The sequence below is a fragment of the Schumannella sp. GW821-FHT10F01 genome, assembly GCF_058809295.1.
Genome location: NZ_JBXASM010000006.1, coordinates 24079 through 41458 on the forward strand (window position 1 = coordinate 24079; position 17380 = coordinate 41458).

Here is a 17380-nt window from a genome sequence, read left to right on the forward strand (position 1 = left end):
GGGGCCTGTCCGCCGACGCGATCAGCGGCGTGGTGTGTCGTGCGCCAGCTCGAGCAGCTCGCGCGCGTGCTCGAGGCCGGTGTCGGAGTCGGGCAGGCCGCTGAGCAGCCGGGCCATCTCGGCCGTGCGCTCCTCGCCCTCGAGCCGCCGCACATCGCTCGCGGTGACGGCGCCGTCGACGCTCTTCACGACCGCGAGGTGGTTGCCGGCGAACGCCGCCACCTGCGCCAGGTGGGTCACGACGATGACCTGGGCCGTCTCGGCGAGCCTCGCAAGGCGGCGCCCGATCTCGATGGCGCTCGCACCGCCCACGCCCGCGTCGACCTCGTCGAACACGAACGTGGGCACCGGATCCGCCCCGGCGAGCACGACCTCGATCGCGAGCATCACGCGCGACAGCTCGCCGCCGGACGCCCCGCGGGCCAGCGGCCGCGGCTCGGTGCCCGGATGCGGCTGCAGCAGGATCGACACCTGATCGCGGCCGTGGCGGCCGAGATCGCGCTCGGCGAGCTCGACCGAGAGCCGCGCATCGGGCATGGCGAGCGCGCCGAGCTCGGCGCTGACCTGCTCGGCGAGACGGGAGCCGGCATCCGACCGCAGCGCGCTGAGGTGCGCGGCGCCGGACTCGACCCGCGAGCGGAGCACGCCGACCTCCTCCTCGAGCGCGGTGATCCGGTCGCCGTCGCCGTCGAGCTCGAGCAGGCGCCCGCTCCCCCGGTCGAGCAGGTCGATGACCGCGTCGAGGTCGGCGCCGTGGCGTCGGACGAGGGCGGCCAGCTCAGCGCGGCGCTCCTGCAGCGACTCGAGCTCGCGGGCGCCGTCGGCGTCGAGTGACCCGAGGTAGTGCGCGAGCTGCGCCGACAGCTCGCTCAGCGCGACGGACGCGGTCGTGCCGGCCTCGACGACGGGCGTCAGCGCCGGATCGTGCGATGCCACGCGGTCGATGCGCGAGCGGGCCGTCTCCAGCAGCCCGAGCGCGTCGGGCGCGTCCTCGCCGAACTGCGACGACACGGCCTCGAGCGCCTCGGCGGCGGCGACGCGCAGATCCTCGAGGTTCGTGAGCCGCTCGGCGCGCTCCGCGAGCTCGGCGTCCTCGCCGCGCTGCGGTGCCGCCCCCTCGATCTCCTCGATCGCGGCCCGCAGCTCCTCGGCCTCCACGGCGCGGCGGTCGCGGTCGGTCACGAGCAGCTCGAGCTCGGAGGCCGTGGACTGCCAGCGGTCGAAGTCGTCGCGGTACGCGGCGAGCGCCGCGAGCATCGGCTCGCCGGCGAAGCGGTCGAGCGCGTCGCGCTGCGCGGTCGCCGACTTCAGCCGCAGCTGCTCCGACTGCCCGTGCACGACGACGAGCTCCTCCCCGAGCTCGGAGAGCACCCCGACGGGCGCGGAGCGGCCGCCCACCGTCGCGCGGCTGCGTCCCTCCGACGACACCGACCGGCTCAGGATGAGGTGCGCGCGCCCGCCGGCGTCCTCGTCGAGGTCGCCCCCGGCATCCCGCACGCGGTCGGCCACCGCGCCGGCGGCGGCCACGTCCCAGTGGGCCTCGACCACGGCGGCCGCGCTGCCCGAGCGCACCGCACCGGCATCGGACCGCTCGCCGAGCACGAGCCCGAGCGCCGTCACGACCATCGTCTTGCCCGCGCCCGTCTCGCCCGTCAGCGCGGTGAAACCCGGCCCGAGCGGGAGCGTCGCCTCGGAGATGACGCCGAGGTCGCGGATGACCAGCTCCTCGATCACTCGGAGCCCTCCCCCGACGCCGGGCCGCGCCAGCCGGCGACCGGCAGCGCGAACTTGTCGACGAGCCGCTGCGTGAAGCTGCCCTCGCTGAGCCGGGCGAGCCGCACGGGCACGTCCGAGCGCTCGACGACGACACGAGCCCCGGCGGGCAGGTCGACCCAGCGCCGGCCGTCGGCCCACAGCACACCGGCACCGGTCGAGCGCTCGAGCAGCTCCACGGCGAGCGCCGACGACGGGCCGACGACGAGCGGCCGCGCGAACAGCGCGTGGGCCGACAGCGGCGTCATGAGCAGGGCGTCGACCCCCGGCCAGACGACGGGCCCGCCGGCCGAGAACGAGTAGGCGGTCGAGCCGGTCGGCGTCGACATGACGACGCCGTCGCAGCCGAACGTCGAGAGCGGGCGGCCGTCGACCTCGATCACGACCTCGAGCGACCGCTCGCGGCTCGCCTTCTCGACGGAGACGTCGTTGAGCGCCCAGGTCTCCCACACCGTCGTGCCGCGGTGCTCGACGCGCGCGGCGAGCGTCATCCGCTCCTCGACCGTGTAGTCGCGGGCGAGCGCCCGGGCGACGGTCTCGGGGAGGTCGGCGCGCTCGACCTCGGCGAGGAACCCGACGTGGCCGAGGTTCACGCCGAGCAGCGGCGCCCCGCAGCCCCGAGCGAGCTCCGCCGCCCTGAGGATGGTGCCGTCGCCGCCGAGCACGATCACGAGCTCGAGCTCGCTGGTCGCGACGTCGCGGCCGAGCAGATGCAGCGGCTCCAGGTCGGGAGCGGCGCTCTCCAGGTCGGCGAGCTCGTCGTCGGAGACGACCGGCACCAGGCCGGCGGCGATCAGCCGGCGGCACACCTCGATGCCGGCCTCGAGCGACTCGCGGCGACCCGTGTGCGCGACCACCAGCAGGTGACGCGGTTCGGACATCGTCGCTCCTCGGGGGTCAGGGCAGGGCGGAGACCGCCCGGGTCCATTGTGTCGGATCGACCTCCGCACCGCCGCCCAGCCAGGCCAGGTACTCCTGATTCCCCGACGAGCCGAGCACTGGGGAGGAGACGATTCCGCGCACCGCGAGCCCGAGATCGTGGGCGCGCCAGAGCACCTTCGACGCGGCGTCCTGCCGCAGACCTCGATCGCGGACGACCCCCTCGCGGATGCCGGTCCTGCCCACCTCGAACTGCGGCTTCACGAGCACGAGCAGGTCCGCACCGGGCGCGGCGGAGGCTGCCACCGGCTCGAGCAGCAGGGTCAGCGATATGAAGGACACGTCGGCGACGACGAGATCCGGGCGCTCGGTCGTGCGCGCCACGGCCGCGAGCCGCTCCGGCGTCAGCTCGCGGGCGTTCTCGCCCTCCACGACGCGCACCCGCGGATCGCCGCGCAGCAGCGGTTTGATCTGCCCGTGCCCGACGTCGAGCGCGATGACCTCGCGCGCCCCGCGCTCGAGCAGCACTTGGGTGAACCCGCCCGTCGAGGCGCCGACGTCGAGCGCGAGCCGATCCGTCGGATCGACGGGGAACGCGTCGAGCGCCGCCAGCAGCTTGTGCGCCGAGCGCGCGACGTAGTGGTCGGCGCCCGCGATCGTCAGGTCGGCGCGCACCGAGACCCGGAGCGACGGCTTCGCCGCGGGCCGGCCGTCGACCGACACCCGCCCCTCGGCGATCGCGGCCGTCGCCTGGGCGCGCGAGCGCACCAGGCCGCGGCGCACGAGCTCGGCGTCGAGGCGCCCCTCGCCGGCATCGTCTTGGCCGTCGTGGATCGTGCCGCGGTCGTCCGTCGTCACGCGGAGGCGCGGGGCGCGTCGCCCGACTCGAGCCGCGCGCGGAGCTCGTCGTGCAGCTCGCCGAGCGCCACGGCGCGCTCCGACAGGGGCTGGTCCTCGATCACGCGGAGACGGGAGAGGAGGGCGTCGTCGACGTCATCGGCATCGGCATCGGCATCGGCATCGGCATCGGCATCGGCATCGGCATCATCTGCGGGGCCGTCATCCGCAGCATCGTCATCCGCAGCATCGTCATCCGCAGCATCGTCATCCGCTGACGGCTCGTCGTCGGGCAGCTCCGCGTCGGCGTCGTCACCGTCGTCGACCGCACCGTCATCCTCGACCGGACCGGCTTCGGCGGACTGCTCGTCGTCGGTCCACGAGTCGCGGTCGTCGTCGCGGTGCTCGTCGGTCATGCGCTCGAATATAGCCGCGCGTCGACGTCGAGGGCGTAGATCGGCACCCCCGCCGCCCACACCGCGGCGCTGCCCGCGCGGAGCACGTCGATGGCCGTTCCCGGCCGCTCGAGGCGCACGACGGAGCCGTCGCGCACGACGACCGCGTCGCCGCTGCGGTGCTCGGAGCGACCGCGCCGCTCGCGCACCGACTGCTCCGGATAGGGCTGGTGCAGCTCGCGCAGATCGGCGAGCAGGAAGTCCGGACGCGAGGCCGCATCCGCCGCGAGCACCTGCTTCGGCCCGTCGATGCCCGTCATCACGAGCGCCGTCGGCATGCCGGCGGCGCGACCGCCCGAGATGTCGGTGTCGAGCCGGTCGCCGAGGAAGAGCGGATGCTCCGCCCCGAACCGCTCGACGGCGGCGTCGAAGATCGCGCGCTGCGGCTTTCCGGCCACGATCGGCAGCCGCCCGACGGCGGTGTGCACAGCGGATACGAGCGTGCCGTTGCCGGGGGCGATGCCCCGGGCCTGCGGGATCGTCCAGTCGGTGTTGGTGGCGACCCAGGGGATCTCGTCCTCGCCGGGACGCGCAGCCAGCGCGAACGCCGCCTCGGCCAGCTCGGTCCAGCCGACCTCGGGAGCGAAGCCCTGCACGACCGCGGCCGGATGGTCCTCGGCGGAGCGCGTAACCCGGAATCCGGCCTTCTCGACCTCGACCGTGAGCCCGTCGCCGCCGATGACCAGCAGCGTCGAGCCGGCGGGGACGAGCCCGGCCATCAGCGCCATCGCCGCCTGCGGCGACGTCACCACATCGTCCGCCGCGACGCGCAGCCCGAACGATGCGAGGTGCTCGGCCACGGAGGCGTCGGTGCGGGACGCGTTGTTCGTGATGTAGCCGACGCGCAGCCGGTCCTGGGCGCGCGTCAGCGCGTCCACGGCGTGCGGGATCGCATCGGGCCCGGCGTAGACGACCCCGTCGAGGTCGGCCAGGAGCACGTCGACGCCATCGAGCGGCGTCGCGGACTCAGCCCTTCGCATCCGGGTCCTGCTCGTCGCCCTGCTCGTCGTCCGACTCGTCCCCCAGCTCGTCACCGAAGAGGCGGTCGTCGAACAGGAGGTCGTCCGGCACCTCGGCGGCGGGCTCGGCCGCCTCGGCGGGAGCTTCGGCGGCGGACTCCGCGGCCTCCTCCGCCTCAGGCTCGTCCGCCTCAGGCTCGTCCGCCTCAGGCTCGTCCGCCTCAGGCTCGTCCGCCTCAGGCTCGTCCGCCTCAGGGTCACCGGCCGACTCGTCGGCGAGATCCTGGTCGAGCGGGAGATCCTCGTCCTCGTCGTCGGCGACGCCATCGGCACCGTCGGCCAGATCTTCATCGAGGGCGAGGTCGTCGTCCAGGGCGAGGTCCTCCTCGCCGGCCGTGTCGTCGGGGTCCTCCGACTCGTCGGCGTCCTCGACGTCGTCGGCGGCGTACGAGCCCTCGGGCAGGTCCTCCTCGACGATCTCGATCGTGCCGTCGTCGGCCGCGTCGCCGAGCGCCTCCTCGGCGCGATCGGCCAGCTCGTACCAGCGCTCCGCCTCGGCGGTGTCGCCGAGCTCCTCCTGCACCGCGGCGTACGCGGAGAACAGGGCGGGGCTCCAGCTGAACGCGCGCTCGGGATCGAGCTGCGGGATGCGCAGCTCCTGCAGCGCGAGCTCCGCCTGACCGAGGTCGAGCCGTGCGCCGGACATGGCGATCGCGAGGCCGACCTGCACGGCGACGTCGAGCTCAGCGCGCGGAACCGAGCGTCCGAGCTCGAGCGCCCGCTCCGGACGACCCACGCCCCGCTCGCTGTCCACCATCAGCGCGAGCTGGTCGTTGCTGCCGGAGATGCGCCGGTACGTCCGCAGCTCCCGAAGGGCGAGGGCGAAGTCGCCGACGGCGTAGGCCGTGATCGCGACGGTCTCGCGCACGATGCCGACGCGACCGGCGCGACGGGCCGCAGCCAGTGCGTGCCGATGCGCGAGAGCCGGATCCTCGTCGATCAGCCGCGCCGCCATCACGAGGTGCTTCGCGACGCCGTCGGCGTTGTCCTTCGACAGCGTCTTCAACTCGCCGCGCGCGACCTTGTCGAGCTGGTTCGCGGCCACGTCCTCCGGGAGCTCCGGGTCGTCGTGGCGCTGGAGCGGGACGAGCCCGTATCCGCGCCCCTCGGCCTCGCGCTCCGCACGCAGCTCCGCATCGGTGCGACGCGGGCGATCGCCGAAGCGGTCGCTGCCGCCGCGCGGACGATCGCCGTCACGTCCGCGGAAGCCGCCGCGCTGCTCGCCGCCGCGAGCGTCGCCGCCGCGGAAGCCGCCATCGCGTCCGCCCGTGCGCGGGGCGGCACCACGGGGACCGTCGCGGCGGTCTCCGGCGTCACTCCGACGCGGACGATCGCCCGAGTCGCTCCGACGCGGGCGCTCTCCGCCGTCACGGCGCGGGGCGCTGTCGCGCGAGTAACCGCCCTCGCGACGCGGGGCACCATCACGGCGGTCTCCACCGTCACGGCGCGGGGCGCTGTCGCGCGAATAGCCGCCCTCGCGACGAGGACCACCATCACGACGGTCTCCGCCCTCGCGGCGCGGGGCACCATCGCGGCGGTCTCCACCATCACGGCGCGGGGCACTGTCACGCGAGTAGCCACCGTCGCGACGAGGGGCACCATCACGGCGATCCCCACCATCACGACGCGGCGCGCTGTCACGCCGGTCTCGCCCATCACGACGCTGGCCGCCGTCACGCGAGTAGCCCCCGTCACGGCGCTGACCTCCATCGCGGGGGGCGCCGGCGTCACGACGGGGTGCTCCATCACGACGCGGAGCACTGTCGCGCGACGAGGCGCCGTCCCGACGCGGGGCGCCATCACGACGGTCTCCGCCATCACGACGCTGACCGCCATCACGCGAGCTGCCGCCATCACGACGCTGACCTCCATCGCGGGAGCTGTCACGCTGATAGCCGCCCTCGCGACGGGGTGCGCCATGACGGCGCTGAGGGCCGTCTCGACGGCCGGCCTGATCGCCGGACCGAGCCGGGCGATCTCCATCACGCCGAGGTCGGCGGTCATCGTCTCCACGACGGGCGGCGTCGCCCGATCGGCTGTCGTCGTCGCTCACATCGCTCCTCGTGTGGTCCGGCGCTCCGAGCGCGCGGTTAAACACAAGATGGCCATCCGAATACTCGGATGGCCATCTTATGAAAGAAGTCCGGCGGTGTCCTACTCTCCCACGAGGTCCCCCTCGCAGTACCATCGGCGCAGAAGGTCTTAGCTTCCGGGTTCGGAATGTAACCGGGCGTTTCCCCTTCGCTATGGCCGCCGAAACACTATTGATTTACAGTCTGTCGGCCGCTGCCGTGCTCTCACACGGTGCGGGCGCAGTTCTCGACCGTAGATCGAGAACCACAAAGTGGACGCGAGCAACACGCAAAACTCATTCCCTGAATAGGGGTGTTGTCAAGTTGTCGGCTTATTAGTACAGGTCAGCTGCACGGGTCTTTAGTCCCCGCTTCCACATCCTGCCTATCAACCCAGTCGTCTGGCTGGGAGCCTCTCCCCCGAAGGGATGGAAGTCTCATCTTGAAGCCGGCTTCCCGCTTAGATGCTTTCAGCGGTTATCCGTTCCGAACGTAGCTAATCAGCGGTGCTCCTGGCGGAACAACTGACACACCAGAGGTTCGTCCATCCCGGTCCTCTCGTACTAGGGATAGATCTTCTCAAACTTCCTACGCGCGCAGCGGATAGGGACCGAACTGTCTCACGACGTTCTAAACCCAGCTCGCGTACCGCTTTAATGGGCGAACAGCCCAACCCTTGGGACCTACTCCAGCCCCAGGATGCGACGAGCCGACATCGAGGTGCCAAACCATGCCGTCGATATGGACTCTTGGGCAAGATCAGCCTGTTATCCCCGAGGTACCTTTTATCCGTTGAGCGACAGCGCTTCCACAAGCCACTGCCGGATCACTAGTCCCGACTTTCGTCCCTGCTCGAGCCGTCACTCTCACAGTCAAGCTCCCTTGTGCACTTACACTCGACACCTGATTGCCAACCAGGTTGAGGGAACCTTTGGGCGCCTCCGTTACTTTTTGGGAGGCAACCGCCCCAGTTAAACTACCCATCAGGCACTGTCCCAGAACCGGATTACGGTTCGTGGTTAGACATCCAGAGTGACCAGAGTGGTATTTCAACAACGACTCCACGAACACTAGCGTGCCCGCTTCAAAGTCTCCCACCTATCCTACACAAGCCACACCGAACACCAATACCAAACTATAGTAAAGGTCACGGGGTCTTTCCGTCCTGCTGCGCGTAACGAGCATCTTTACTCGTAGTGCAATTTCGCCGAGTTCGCGGTTGAGACAGCTGGGAAGTCGTTACGCCATTCGTGCAGGTCGGAACTTACCCGACAAGGAATTTCGCTACCTTAGGATGGTTATAGTTACCACCGCCGTTTACTGGGGCTTAAATTCAGAGCTTCGCCGAAGCTAACCCTTCCTCTTAACCTTCCAGCACCGGGCAGGCGTCAGTCCGTATACATCGTCTTGCGACTTAGCACGGACCTGTGTTTTTAGTAAACAGTCGCTTCCCACTGGTCTCTGCGGCCCTGCAGCGCTTCCGGAGCAAGTCCGTACACGCCTTAGGCCCCCCTTCTCCCGAAGTTACGGGGGCATTTTGCCGAGTTCCTTAACCACGATTCTCTCGATCTCCTTGGTATTCTCTACCTGACCACCTGAGTCGGTTTGGGGTACGGGCGGCTGGAACCTCGCGTCGATGCTTTTCTTGGCAGCATAGGATCACCCACTGTCTCTTTCGAGTCCGCGTCGTGTCTCGGCCTTTATGAGAGACGGATTTGCCTATCTCTCAGCCTACGCACTTGCACCGGGACAACCATCGCCCGGCTTGGGCTACCTTCCTGCGTCACACCTGTTAATACGCTAGCCGCACCAGCACGGGTTCGAGCGTTAGGCCGGCTGCTTCACCCCGAAGGGATCCATCTGCCGGATTAGGACTCTTAGCACTACTGGATTAGCTTGGGCGGTTCTTCGCCGGTACGGGAATATCAACCCGTTGTCCATCGACTACGCCTGTCGGCCTCGCCTTAGGTCCCGACTTACCCAGGGAAGATTAGCTTGACCCTGGAACCCTTGGTCTTTCGGAGGACATGTTTCTCACATGTCTTTCGCTACTCATGCCTGCATTCTCACTCGCGTGGCGTCCACGGCTGGATCACTCCGCCGCTTCACTCGCCACACGACGCTCTCCTACCACTCCGCACGGCTGGACCACGAAGGCCTACCAAATGTGCGAAATCTACGACTTCGGCGGTGTGCTTGAGCCCCGTTACATTGTCGGCGCGGAATCACTTGACCAGTGAGCTATTACGCACTCTTTCAAGGGTGGCTGCTTCTAAGCCAACCTCCTGGTTGTCTGAGCAACTCCACATCCTTTCCCACTTAGCACACGCTTAGGGGCCTTAGTCGGTAGTCTGGGTTGTTTCCCTCTCGACGATGAAGCTTATCCCCCACCGTCTCACTGCTGCGCTCTCACTTACCGGCATTCGGAGTTTGGCTGACGTCAGTAACCTTGTAGGGCCCATCGGCCATCCAGTAGCTCTACCTCCGGCAAGAAACACGCAACGCTGCACCTAAATGCATTTCGGAGAGAACCAGCTATCACGAAGTTTGATTGGCCTTTCACCCCTATCCACAGCTCATCCCCTCGGTTTTCAACCCAAGTGGGTTCGGTCCTCCACGACGTCTTACCGTCGCTTCAACCTGGCCATGGATAGATCACTTCGCTTCGGGTCTAGGGCATGCGACTGAAGCGCTCTATTCGAACTCGCTTTCGCTACGGCTACCCCTCACGGGTTAACCTCGCCACATACCGCTAACTCGCAGGCTCATTCTTCAAAAGGCACGCTGTCACAGCTGCTAGGGCTGCTCCAACGGTTTGTAAGCAGACGGTTTCAGGTACTATTTCACTCCCCTCCCGGGGTACTTTTCACCTTTCCCTCACGGTACTTGTCCGCTATCGGTCATCTGGGAGTATTTAGGCTTACCAGGTGGTCCTGGCGGATTCACACGGGATTTCAGGGGTCCCGTGCTACTTGGGATACTCTGCACCGCTGCACCGCATTTCGACTACGGGACTGGCACCCTCTGTGGTCGGCCTTTCAATGCCGTTCGTCTATACGCTGCATGTCGATGTGGTCTTCGGCAGAAGACCGTCAGAGTCCCACAACCCCGAACGTGCAACGCCTGCCGGCTATCACACACGTTCGGTTTGGCCTGTTCCGGTTTCGCTCGCCACTACTAACGGAATCGCGGTTGCTTTCTCTTCCTGTGGGTACTGAGATGTTTCACTTCCCCACGTTCCCTCTACCCGCCCTATATATTCAGGCGGGAGTCATCAGGTCGCACAAGTACGCCTGACGGGGTTTCCCCATTCGGAAATCCTCGGATCGAAGTTCGCTTATCAACTCCCCGAGGCTTATCGCAGATTGCTACGTCCTTCTTCGGCTCCAGATGCCAAGGCATCCACCGTCTGCTCTTAGAAACTTGACTACATGAGTTTTGTTTTTAGAATCGATCGCGCTCGAGCTGCCGAAGCAGTCCGAACGGGATTGACCAATGATCTATAAATCAGATCATCATGATTTGCGTATCGCTCCGAAGAGCTCTACGCGAATCTAAGATGCTCGCGTCCACTGTGTAGTTCTCAAAATACGGGCGGTACTCCGTCTGCCGCGGTCTCGGACCGTGACATTCGAAGTCCAGAGGAGTGGTGCGACCCGAAGGCCGTCCCGGTCCCTCAGGACCCAACAGCGTGCATGTCCTGCAGTCGTCGCCGGCTGCCGTTCCTGGATCCGAGGATCCGTACTGAGCTGCCCGCGCTTTCCGCAGGACCTATGTCAATGTTCCACCCATGAGCATCCGCCCCGAGAACATTCGTCTCGAGCGCGGCTCTGGCTCGATACCCGAAGGCACCGAGCAGAAGCTCCTTAGAAAGGAGGTGATCCAGCCGCACCTTCCGGTACGGCTACCTTGTTACGACTTAGTCCTAATCACCGATCCCACCTTCGACGGCTCCCTCCACAAGGGTTGGGCCACCGGCTTCGGGTGTTACCGACTTTCATGACTTGACGGGCGGTGTGTACAAGGCCCGGGAACGTATTCACCGCAGCGTTGCTGATCTGCGATTACTAGCGACTCCGACTTCATGAGGTCGAGTTGCAGACCTCAATCCGAACTGAGACCGGCTTTTTGGGATTCGCTCCACCTTACGGTATTGCAGCCCTTTGTACCGGCCATTGTAGCATGCGTGAAGCCCAAGACATAAGGGGCATGATGATTTGACGTCATCCCCACCTTCCTCCGAGTTGACCCCGGCAGTCTCCTATGAGTTCCCACCATTACGTGCTGGCAACATAGAACGAGGGTTGCGCTCGTTGCGGGACTTAACCCAACATCTCACGACACGAGCTGACGACAACCATGCACCACCTGTATACGAGTGTCCAAAGAGTTGACTATTTCTAGCCCGTTCTCGTATATGTCAAGCCTTGGTAAGGTTCTTCGCGTTGCATCGAATTAATCCGCATGCTCCGCCGCTTGTGCGGGCCCCCGTCAATTCCTTTGAGTTTTAGCCTTGCGGCCGTACTCCCCAGGCGGGGCGCTTAATGCGTTAGCTGCGACACGGAAACCGTGGAATGGTCCCCACATCTAGCGCCCAACGTTTACGGCGTGGACTACCAGGGTATCTAATCCTGTTCGCTCCCCACGCTTTCGCTCCTCAGCGTCAGTTACGGCCCAGAGATCTGCCTTCGCCATCGGTGTTCCTCCTGATATCTGCGCATTCCACCGCTACACCAGGAATTCCAATCTCCCCTACCGCACTCTAGTCTGCCCGTACCCACTGCAGGCCCGAGGTTGAGCCTCGGGTTTTCACAGCAGACGCGACAGACCGCCTACGAGCTCTTTACGCCCAATAATTCCGGATAACGCTTGCACCCTACGTATTACCGCGGCTGCTGGCACGTAGTTAGCCGGTGCTTTTTCTGCAGGTACCGTCACTTTCGCTTCTTCCCTACTAAAAGAGGTTTACAACCCGAAGGCCGTCATCCCTCACGCGGCGTTGCTGCATCAGGCTTTCGCCCATTGTGCAATATTCCCCACTGCTGCCTCCCGTAGGAGTCTGGGCCGTGTCTCAGTCCCAGTGTGGCCGGTCACCCTCTCAGGCCGGCTACCCGTCGTAGGCTTGGTGGGCCATTACCTCACCAACTACCTGATAGGCCGCGAGTCCATCCCAGACCGAAGTTCTTTCCAGCTCCTAGCCATGCGGCTGAAGCTCGTATCCGGTATTAGACGTCGTTTCCAACGCTTATCCCAGAGTCTGGGGCAGGTTACTCACGTGTTACTCACCCGTTCGCCACTGATCCGGAGGAGCAAGCTCCTCCTTCACCGTTCGACTTGCATGTGTTAAGCACGCCGCCAGCGTTCATCCTGAGCCAGGATCAAACTCTCCGTAGATGTTTGATTGCTCGGCAGCCGAAGCCGCCGGCACATCGTGTGTCACGAGAGCGGGGAAAACCGCCTGCTCGCGACGAGTTGATCTGACTGAAAGGATCGTCTACTGACAATCCGTCAATCCAAAGGAATCTCCTCGACGACCGAGGTCGCCGAGCGAGGTATTTTGGCATTTGACATAGTGCACGCTGTTGAGTTCTCAAGGATCGGGCGCTCCTGCCCCTTCCCGTCGCCGGGTCGGCTGCAAGGCCACTTGTCCTGTTGCCGCACGGCCTGTGGCGCTACGACGTTCCGGACCGAAGGTCCTGCTGGTCGAGCTGCATGCCGGAGTGTTGAACCCCAGCGGCGGCCGGTGCGGCTCCCCACCATACGTTCTCTTCACCGATCTTCGCAAGCGAGGATCTGGAAGGAACCCGGTGGGGTTGGTCCCTCTTGAGGCCGGATCGCCGGGCCTTTCGGCCCCGGGCTTTCCGCACCTTTGGGGTGACGAGTGATTACTTTACGCAGACCGGGGCGCGCCGCCAAATCTTCGGCGCATCCCGGGCGTGTCGCCCGTGTTTCCGGGGTTTTCGCGGTGCGGGTGCACCCTGTGGGGCCGTGCGGGGCGGGCCGAGGGCGCGGTTCCGCGGGGTCCGGATCCGCCTCTCGAGCCGGCCGCGGCGGCAATGGCGGTACGGGCTCCGGCTGACCGCGGTCACCGAGCGCGGATCGTCACGGCGGGTGGGGCGTCGAGCATCTCGTCGGCACCGGCGCCGACTCGCGGGCCGGGTCAGCCGCAGTGGGCGGCGACGAAGGCAGGCACCCCGGAGGTGCCGTGCACGGTCGCGAGCTGCGCGGCGATGCCGGCGCGGTCGAGCGTGCGGGTGGTCGCCACATCCGAGGCGGCGGTCGAGGCGGCGGCGGCGATCGCGCCGACCTCGCGTCCGATCGACGGCGGCGAGACCGCCGCGGCGGCGGACCACCGGTCCGCGAACGCCTGGAGCCGGGCGGCCGCGTCGTCGATCGACGCTCCCCCCGTCGGCAGCCCGAAGTCGTCGCCGGTGCTGAGGCCCTGCTCGGCGATCACCCGGCACAGCGGCTGGGATCGCGCGGTCAGGGCCCGGTCGGCGATCGCATCGCGCGCGGCACCGTCGGCGACCACCCCCGCGCCGACGAGTCCGAGCGTGAGCACCGAGGCGATCACGATCCCCGCGCTGACTGCGGTCGGGACCCACCCGCGACGCCGTCCGCTCCGGATCGCGTTGGCCACGCCGACGATGAGCCCGATCGGCGGCAGCACGACGGCGGCGACGATGCCGGCCTTCTCGAGCACGGTGGTCCCGCCATCCGGCACGGCGGTCGGCCGGAGCCGGAGGATCGACTCGGTGCCGGGATCCGCGAGCGGTCGCGCGGGCGCCGGCCGGGACGCGTCGGCGCGGGCCCCCGACGGGGTCTCCGGTCGCGTCGGCGATGCCGCCGCCGAGGTCCGGCGCTCGGTCGACGCCGGCACGGAGGGTCGCGAGACCGGATCGGCATCCGACCGCGTCGGCGGCGCGGCGGCGGGGGCTGCTGCGGCCGGCGCCGGCTGGATCGGCGCCGGCTGGATCGGCGACGGCTCCGACTCGGAGGACAGCGACCAGCCCCCGGAGGGCGTGTCGACGTCGAACGCGGCGGCGAGGAGGTCGAGGTCGTCGGGCTCGGACGCCTGCGGTCGGGGCGCGACCCTCGGCGCGTCCGGACCTCCCTGTGACGCCGGCGCCGCGGGGGACGCGGGCTGCGCGGGGTGTGCCTGCGCGGCGGACGCCGGCGCCGCGGGCGGGACAGCTGATGCGGGCTGGACGGCTCCGGACGCCGCCAGATCCGTCGCCGCGGCAGCCGGCGGCGCGGGCGCCTCCGTCACGGGCCGTTCCGGTGCGGGCGCGGGGTCCGCGTCCGGCGCCGCGAGGCGCTCCCCCGGCGCGGCGCTCACGGCATCGGCCGCGCTCGGTCGCTCGCCCGTCGCCGAGGGGGCCGGATCGGGCGACGCGGGCGCGGTCCGCGCCGTCGGATCGCTCGGCTGGAACCACGCGGTGACGCCGGACTCGCGGAGCGAGGGCGGATCGGCGGGCTCCTGCAGCGGGATGGGCTCGGGACGGGCCGACGGGGTGCCGGCGCCCGGCCCGCTTGCGGGCGGGGCCGCGGCGGCGGGCGGAGGAGTCGCCGGCGACGTCGGCTCGGGGCCGGATGCTGCGGTGGGTTGCGCTGCGGTCGGCGCTGCCATCGCAGGCGGGGTGCCGGTCGCCGCGGTGGCGGCGGGCGCGGCAGCCGGAACGGTCGTCGACGGCGGGGTCGAGGCGGCGTTCTGCGCCACGGGCCAGCCGGACGTGTCCGGGCGCTCGGCGCGCGGCGACGATGGTGCGGCCGGCTGCGCCGATGCGGGTGCGGGCGCCGACGGTGCCGGGCCGGGCGGCGGGGCAGCCGGGGCCGCGGACGGCGGAGTCGAAGACTGCGGGGCCGCGGACGACGGGGCCGCGGACGACGGGGCCGCGGACGACGGGGCCGCGGACGACGGGGCCGCGGACGACGGAGTCGCGGACGTCGGGACCACGGTGGGCGGGGCCGCGGACGTCGGAGTCGTGGTCGGCGGAGTCACGGTGGGCGGGGCCACGGTGGGCGGGGCCGCGGACGTCGGAGTCGCGGTGGGCGCCGATCGCGGGGCCGGCGTCGAGGTCATCGCGGCGGCGCCGGGTGCGACATCCGCGGCCGGGTTCGATGCGGACGGGGGCGATGACGCCGGCGGGAACGCGGCGGACCGCGGCGGCGAGCTCTGCGGCGATGCGGTGCCGGCGCTCGACGCACCGGATGCCGGTCCGCCGGCGGGAGCCGCACCTCCGGGCTGCGCGGCGGGCGCGGGCGATCCCGCGGTTGACGGCGGGACCGCCGCTGCCGCAGTCGGGACCGCAGGTGCCGCGGGATCGGGACGCGCCGCGTCCGTCCGTGACGGATCCGAGGGCCAGCTCGACGCGCCGGCGGACGGCGGCCAGGCGGATCCGCTCGGTGTCGGCCAGGCTCCTCGCGCGGAGCCGGCGGGAGCCGCGGGGCTCGCGCTCGGCGGACCCGGATCGGCCGGGGCGGCGGCGGGCGGGACCGGCGTTGCAGCGGGCGGGACGGGCGCTGCGGTCGGCGGCGCGGTCGGCACCCCGGCATCGTGGGCCGCCGAGTCCGGGCGAGCAGCTCCCGGCGCACCAGCACCCGGCGCACCAGCACCCGTCGCTCCAGCACCAGGCGCTCCAGCACCGGGCGCAGCCGCTCCGGCCTCTCCGGCTGCCGAGCCGTACGAGCTGGACGGCGTGAACGAGCTCGGGCGCGCGTACGGCGCCGACGAGGGCGCGGCCGGCGGGACGGCCTCGCCGGCGGCATCCGGGCGCGCGTCGGCGCCCTCCGCCCCTGCCGCGACGCCCTCAGCGGGCTCCGCGGGCCGCGGAGGAGGCGCCTGGCCGAGCAGTCTCTGCCGCTCGAGGCGCGCGCGCTCCTCGTCGTCCGTCATCGTCTCCTACATAACCACACGGCCGATCGCCCTCCCGGACGGTCGGTGCGTGTCATCCGAGCCGGAGCCCTGCCAGCGTCTTCTTGCCGCGGCGCAGCACCGCGACGCCGCCCGCGAGCTCCGAGCCCGCGAGGGTGGCCTCGGCATCCGCGACGGCCACGTTGTTGAGGTAGACGCCGCCCTGCGCGATGGCGCGGCGCGACTCCCCCAGGCTCGAGGTGAGCCCGGTGTCGACGAGCGCCTGCACGACCGCGGTCGCGGGCGTCGCATCCGCTCCCGGCAGCTCCGCGACGGCCGCCGCGAGCGTGCCGGCGTCGAGGGCCGCGAGATCGCCGTTGCCGAACAGCGCCCGCGAGGCCTCGATGGCGGCGTCGACGGCCTCCACGCCGTGCACGAGCCCGGTCACCTCCCGCGCCAGCCGAAGCTGGGCCGCGCGCCGGAACGGCTCGTCCGCGACCTGGCGCTCGAGGTCCTCGATCTCGGCGCGCGGGAGGAACGTGAAGACCTTCAGCCGCGACACCACGTCGGCATCGGCCGTGTTGAGCCAGAACTGGTACATCGCGTACGGGCTCAGCAGCTCCGGGTCGAGCCAGACCGCGTTGCCCTCGCTCTTGCCGAACTTCGTTCCGTCGCTGTTCGTGATGAGCGGCGTGCCGAGCGCGTGCACGGAGGCGCCCTCGGCGCGGTGGATGAGGTCCACCCCCGCGGTGAGGTTGCCCCACTGGTCGCTGCCTCCGGTCTGCAGCACGACGTCGTGGTCGCGGTAGAGCTGGAGGAAGTCCATCCCCTGCAGGAGCTGGTAGCTGAACTCGGTGTAGCTGATGCCGGCATCGCTGTTGAGGCGCGCCGCGACCGCATCCTTCTTCAGCATCGCGCCGACGCGGAAGTGCTTGCCGATGTCGCGGAGGAAGTCGATCGCCGACATCGGCGCGGTCCAGTCGAGGTTGTTGACGATCGTCGCCGCGTTCTCGCCCTCGAACGACAGGAAGCGCTCCTCCTGGCTGCGGAGGCGCTCGACCCAGTCGGCGACCGTCTCCTTCGTGTTCAGGGTGCGCTCCGAGCTCGGGCGCGGGTCGCCGATGAGCCCTGTCGATCCGCCCACCAGCCCGAGCGGACGGTGCCCGGCGAGCTGGATGCGGCGCATCGTGAGCAGCTGCACGAGGTTGCCGAGGTGCAGGCTCGGGGCCGTCGGGTCGAAGCCGCAGTAGTAGGTGATCGGCGCACCGCCGAGCACCTCGCGCAGCGCCTCCGCGTCGGTCGAGACCTGCACGAGCCCGCGATAGACCAGCTCGTCCCAGACGTTGTCGAACGACGGGTCGAGGGCGGGAGCGGTCAGGGCGTCGGACACCGTCTCAGGATACCGGGGCGGCGGACGCCGTACGGCCACGGGGCGGCGGCCACGGGGCGGCGGCCACGGCGACGGTCGGCCCGCTGATTAGGCTCGGAACG

General features: G+C 69.2%; 8 protein-coding genes and 3 rRNA genes. All 11 read right to left on the reverse strand.

What is annotated here, in order from left to right; genetic code table 11:
* Window positions 1–21: 21 nt before the first annotated feature.
* Window positions 22–1734, reverse strand: a complete 1713-nt coding sequence (gene recN / locus AC1RSJ_RS08500; protein WP_493117930.1) for a DNA repair protein RecN — start codon at window positions 1732–1734, stop codon at window positions 22–24.
* Entirely contained in the window at window positions 1731–2654 is a 924-nt protein-coding gene (locus tag AC1RSJ_RS08505; RefSeq protein ID WP_493117931.1) for an NAD kinase, read from the reverse strand. The genes recN and AC1RSJ_RS08505 overlap by 4 nt, the downstream gene beginning before the upstream one ends.
* 16 nt (window positions 2655–2670) lie before the next feature.
* Entirely contained in the window at window positions 2671–3510 is an 840-nt protein-coding gene (locus AC1RSJ_RS08510) for a TlyA family RNA methyltransferase (RefSeq protein WP_493117932.1), read from the reverse strand.
* Window positions 3507–3905 carry a hypothetical protein gene (locus AC1RSJ_RS08515; RefSeq protein WP_493117933.1) on the reverse strand — a complete coding sequence of 133 codons (399 nt, stop codon included), beginning with the start codon at window positions 3903–3905 and terminating at the stop codon, window positions 3507–3509. The genes AC1RSJ_RS08510 and AC1RSJ_RS08515 overlap by 4 nt, the downstream gene beginning before the upstream one ends.
* Entirely contained in the window at window positions 3902–4924 is a 1023-nt protein-coding gene (locus AC1RSJ_RS08520; protein WP_493117934.1) for an HAD-IIA family hydrolase, read from the reverse strand. Before AC1RSJ_RS08520 ends, AC1RSJ_RS08515 begins: the two co-directional genes overlap by 4 nt.
* Window positions 4911–6008, reverse strand: coding sequence for a hypothetical protein (locus AC1RSJ_RS08525; protein WP_493117935.1), 1098 nt, complete (start codon window positions 6006–6008; stop codon window positions 4911–4913). Before AC1RSJ_RS08525 ends, AC1RSJ_RS08520 begins: the two co-directional genes overlap by 14 nt.
* A 1096-nt stretch (window positions 6009–7104) precedes the next feature.
* Window positions 7105–7221 (reverse strand): 5S ribosomal RNA (rrf, locus tag AC1RSJ_RS08530).
* Between the two features lie 129 nt (window positions 7222–7350).
* Window positions 7351–10464, reverse strand: a 23S ribosomal RNA gene (locus AC1RSJ_RS08535).
* A gap of 441 nt (window positions 10465–10905) precedes the next feature.
* Window positions 10906–12429, reverse strand: a 16S ribosomal RNA gene (locus AC1RSJ_RS08540).
* The 16S, 23S and 5S rRNA genes sit together here, the layout of an rRNA operon.
* Before the next feature lie 766 nt (window positions 12430–13195).
* The gene (locus AC1RSJ_RS08545) at window positions 13196–14305 is read right to left on the reverse strand and encodes a hypothetical protein (RefSeq protein ID WP_493117936.1); all 1110 of its coding nucleotides are present in this window, start codon (window positions 14303–14305) and stop codon (window positions 13196–13198) included.
* Between the two features lie 1678 nt (window positions 14306–15983).
* Complete coding sequence (gene tyrS, locus AC1RSJ_RS08550; RefSeq protein WP_493117938.1) at window positions 15984–17279, reverse strand: tyrosine--tRNA ligase; 1296 nt, start codon at window positions 17277–17279, stop codon at window positions 15984–15986.
* Between the last annotated feature and the right edge of the window lie 101 nt (window positions 17280–17380).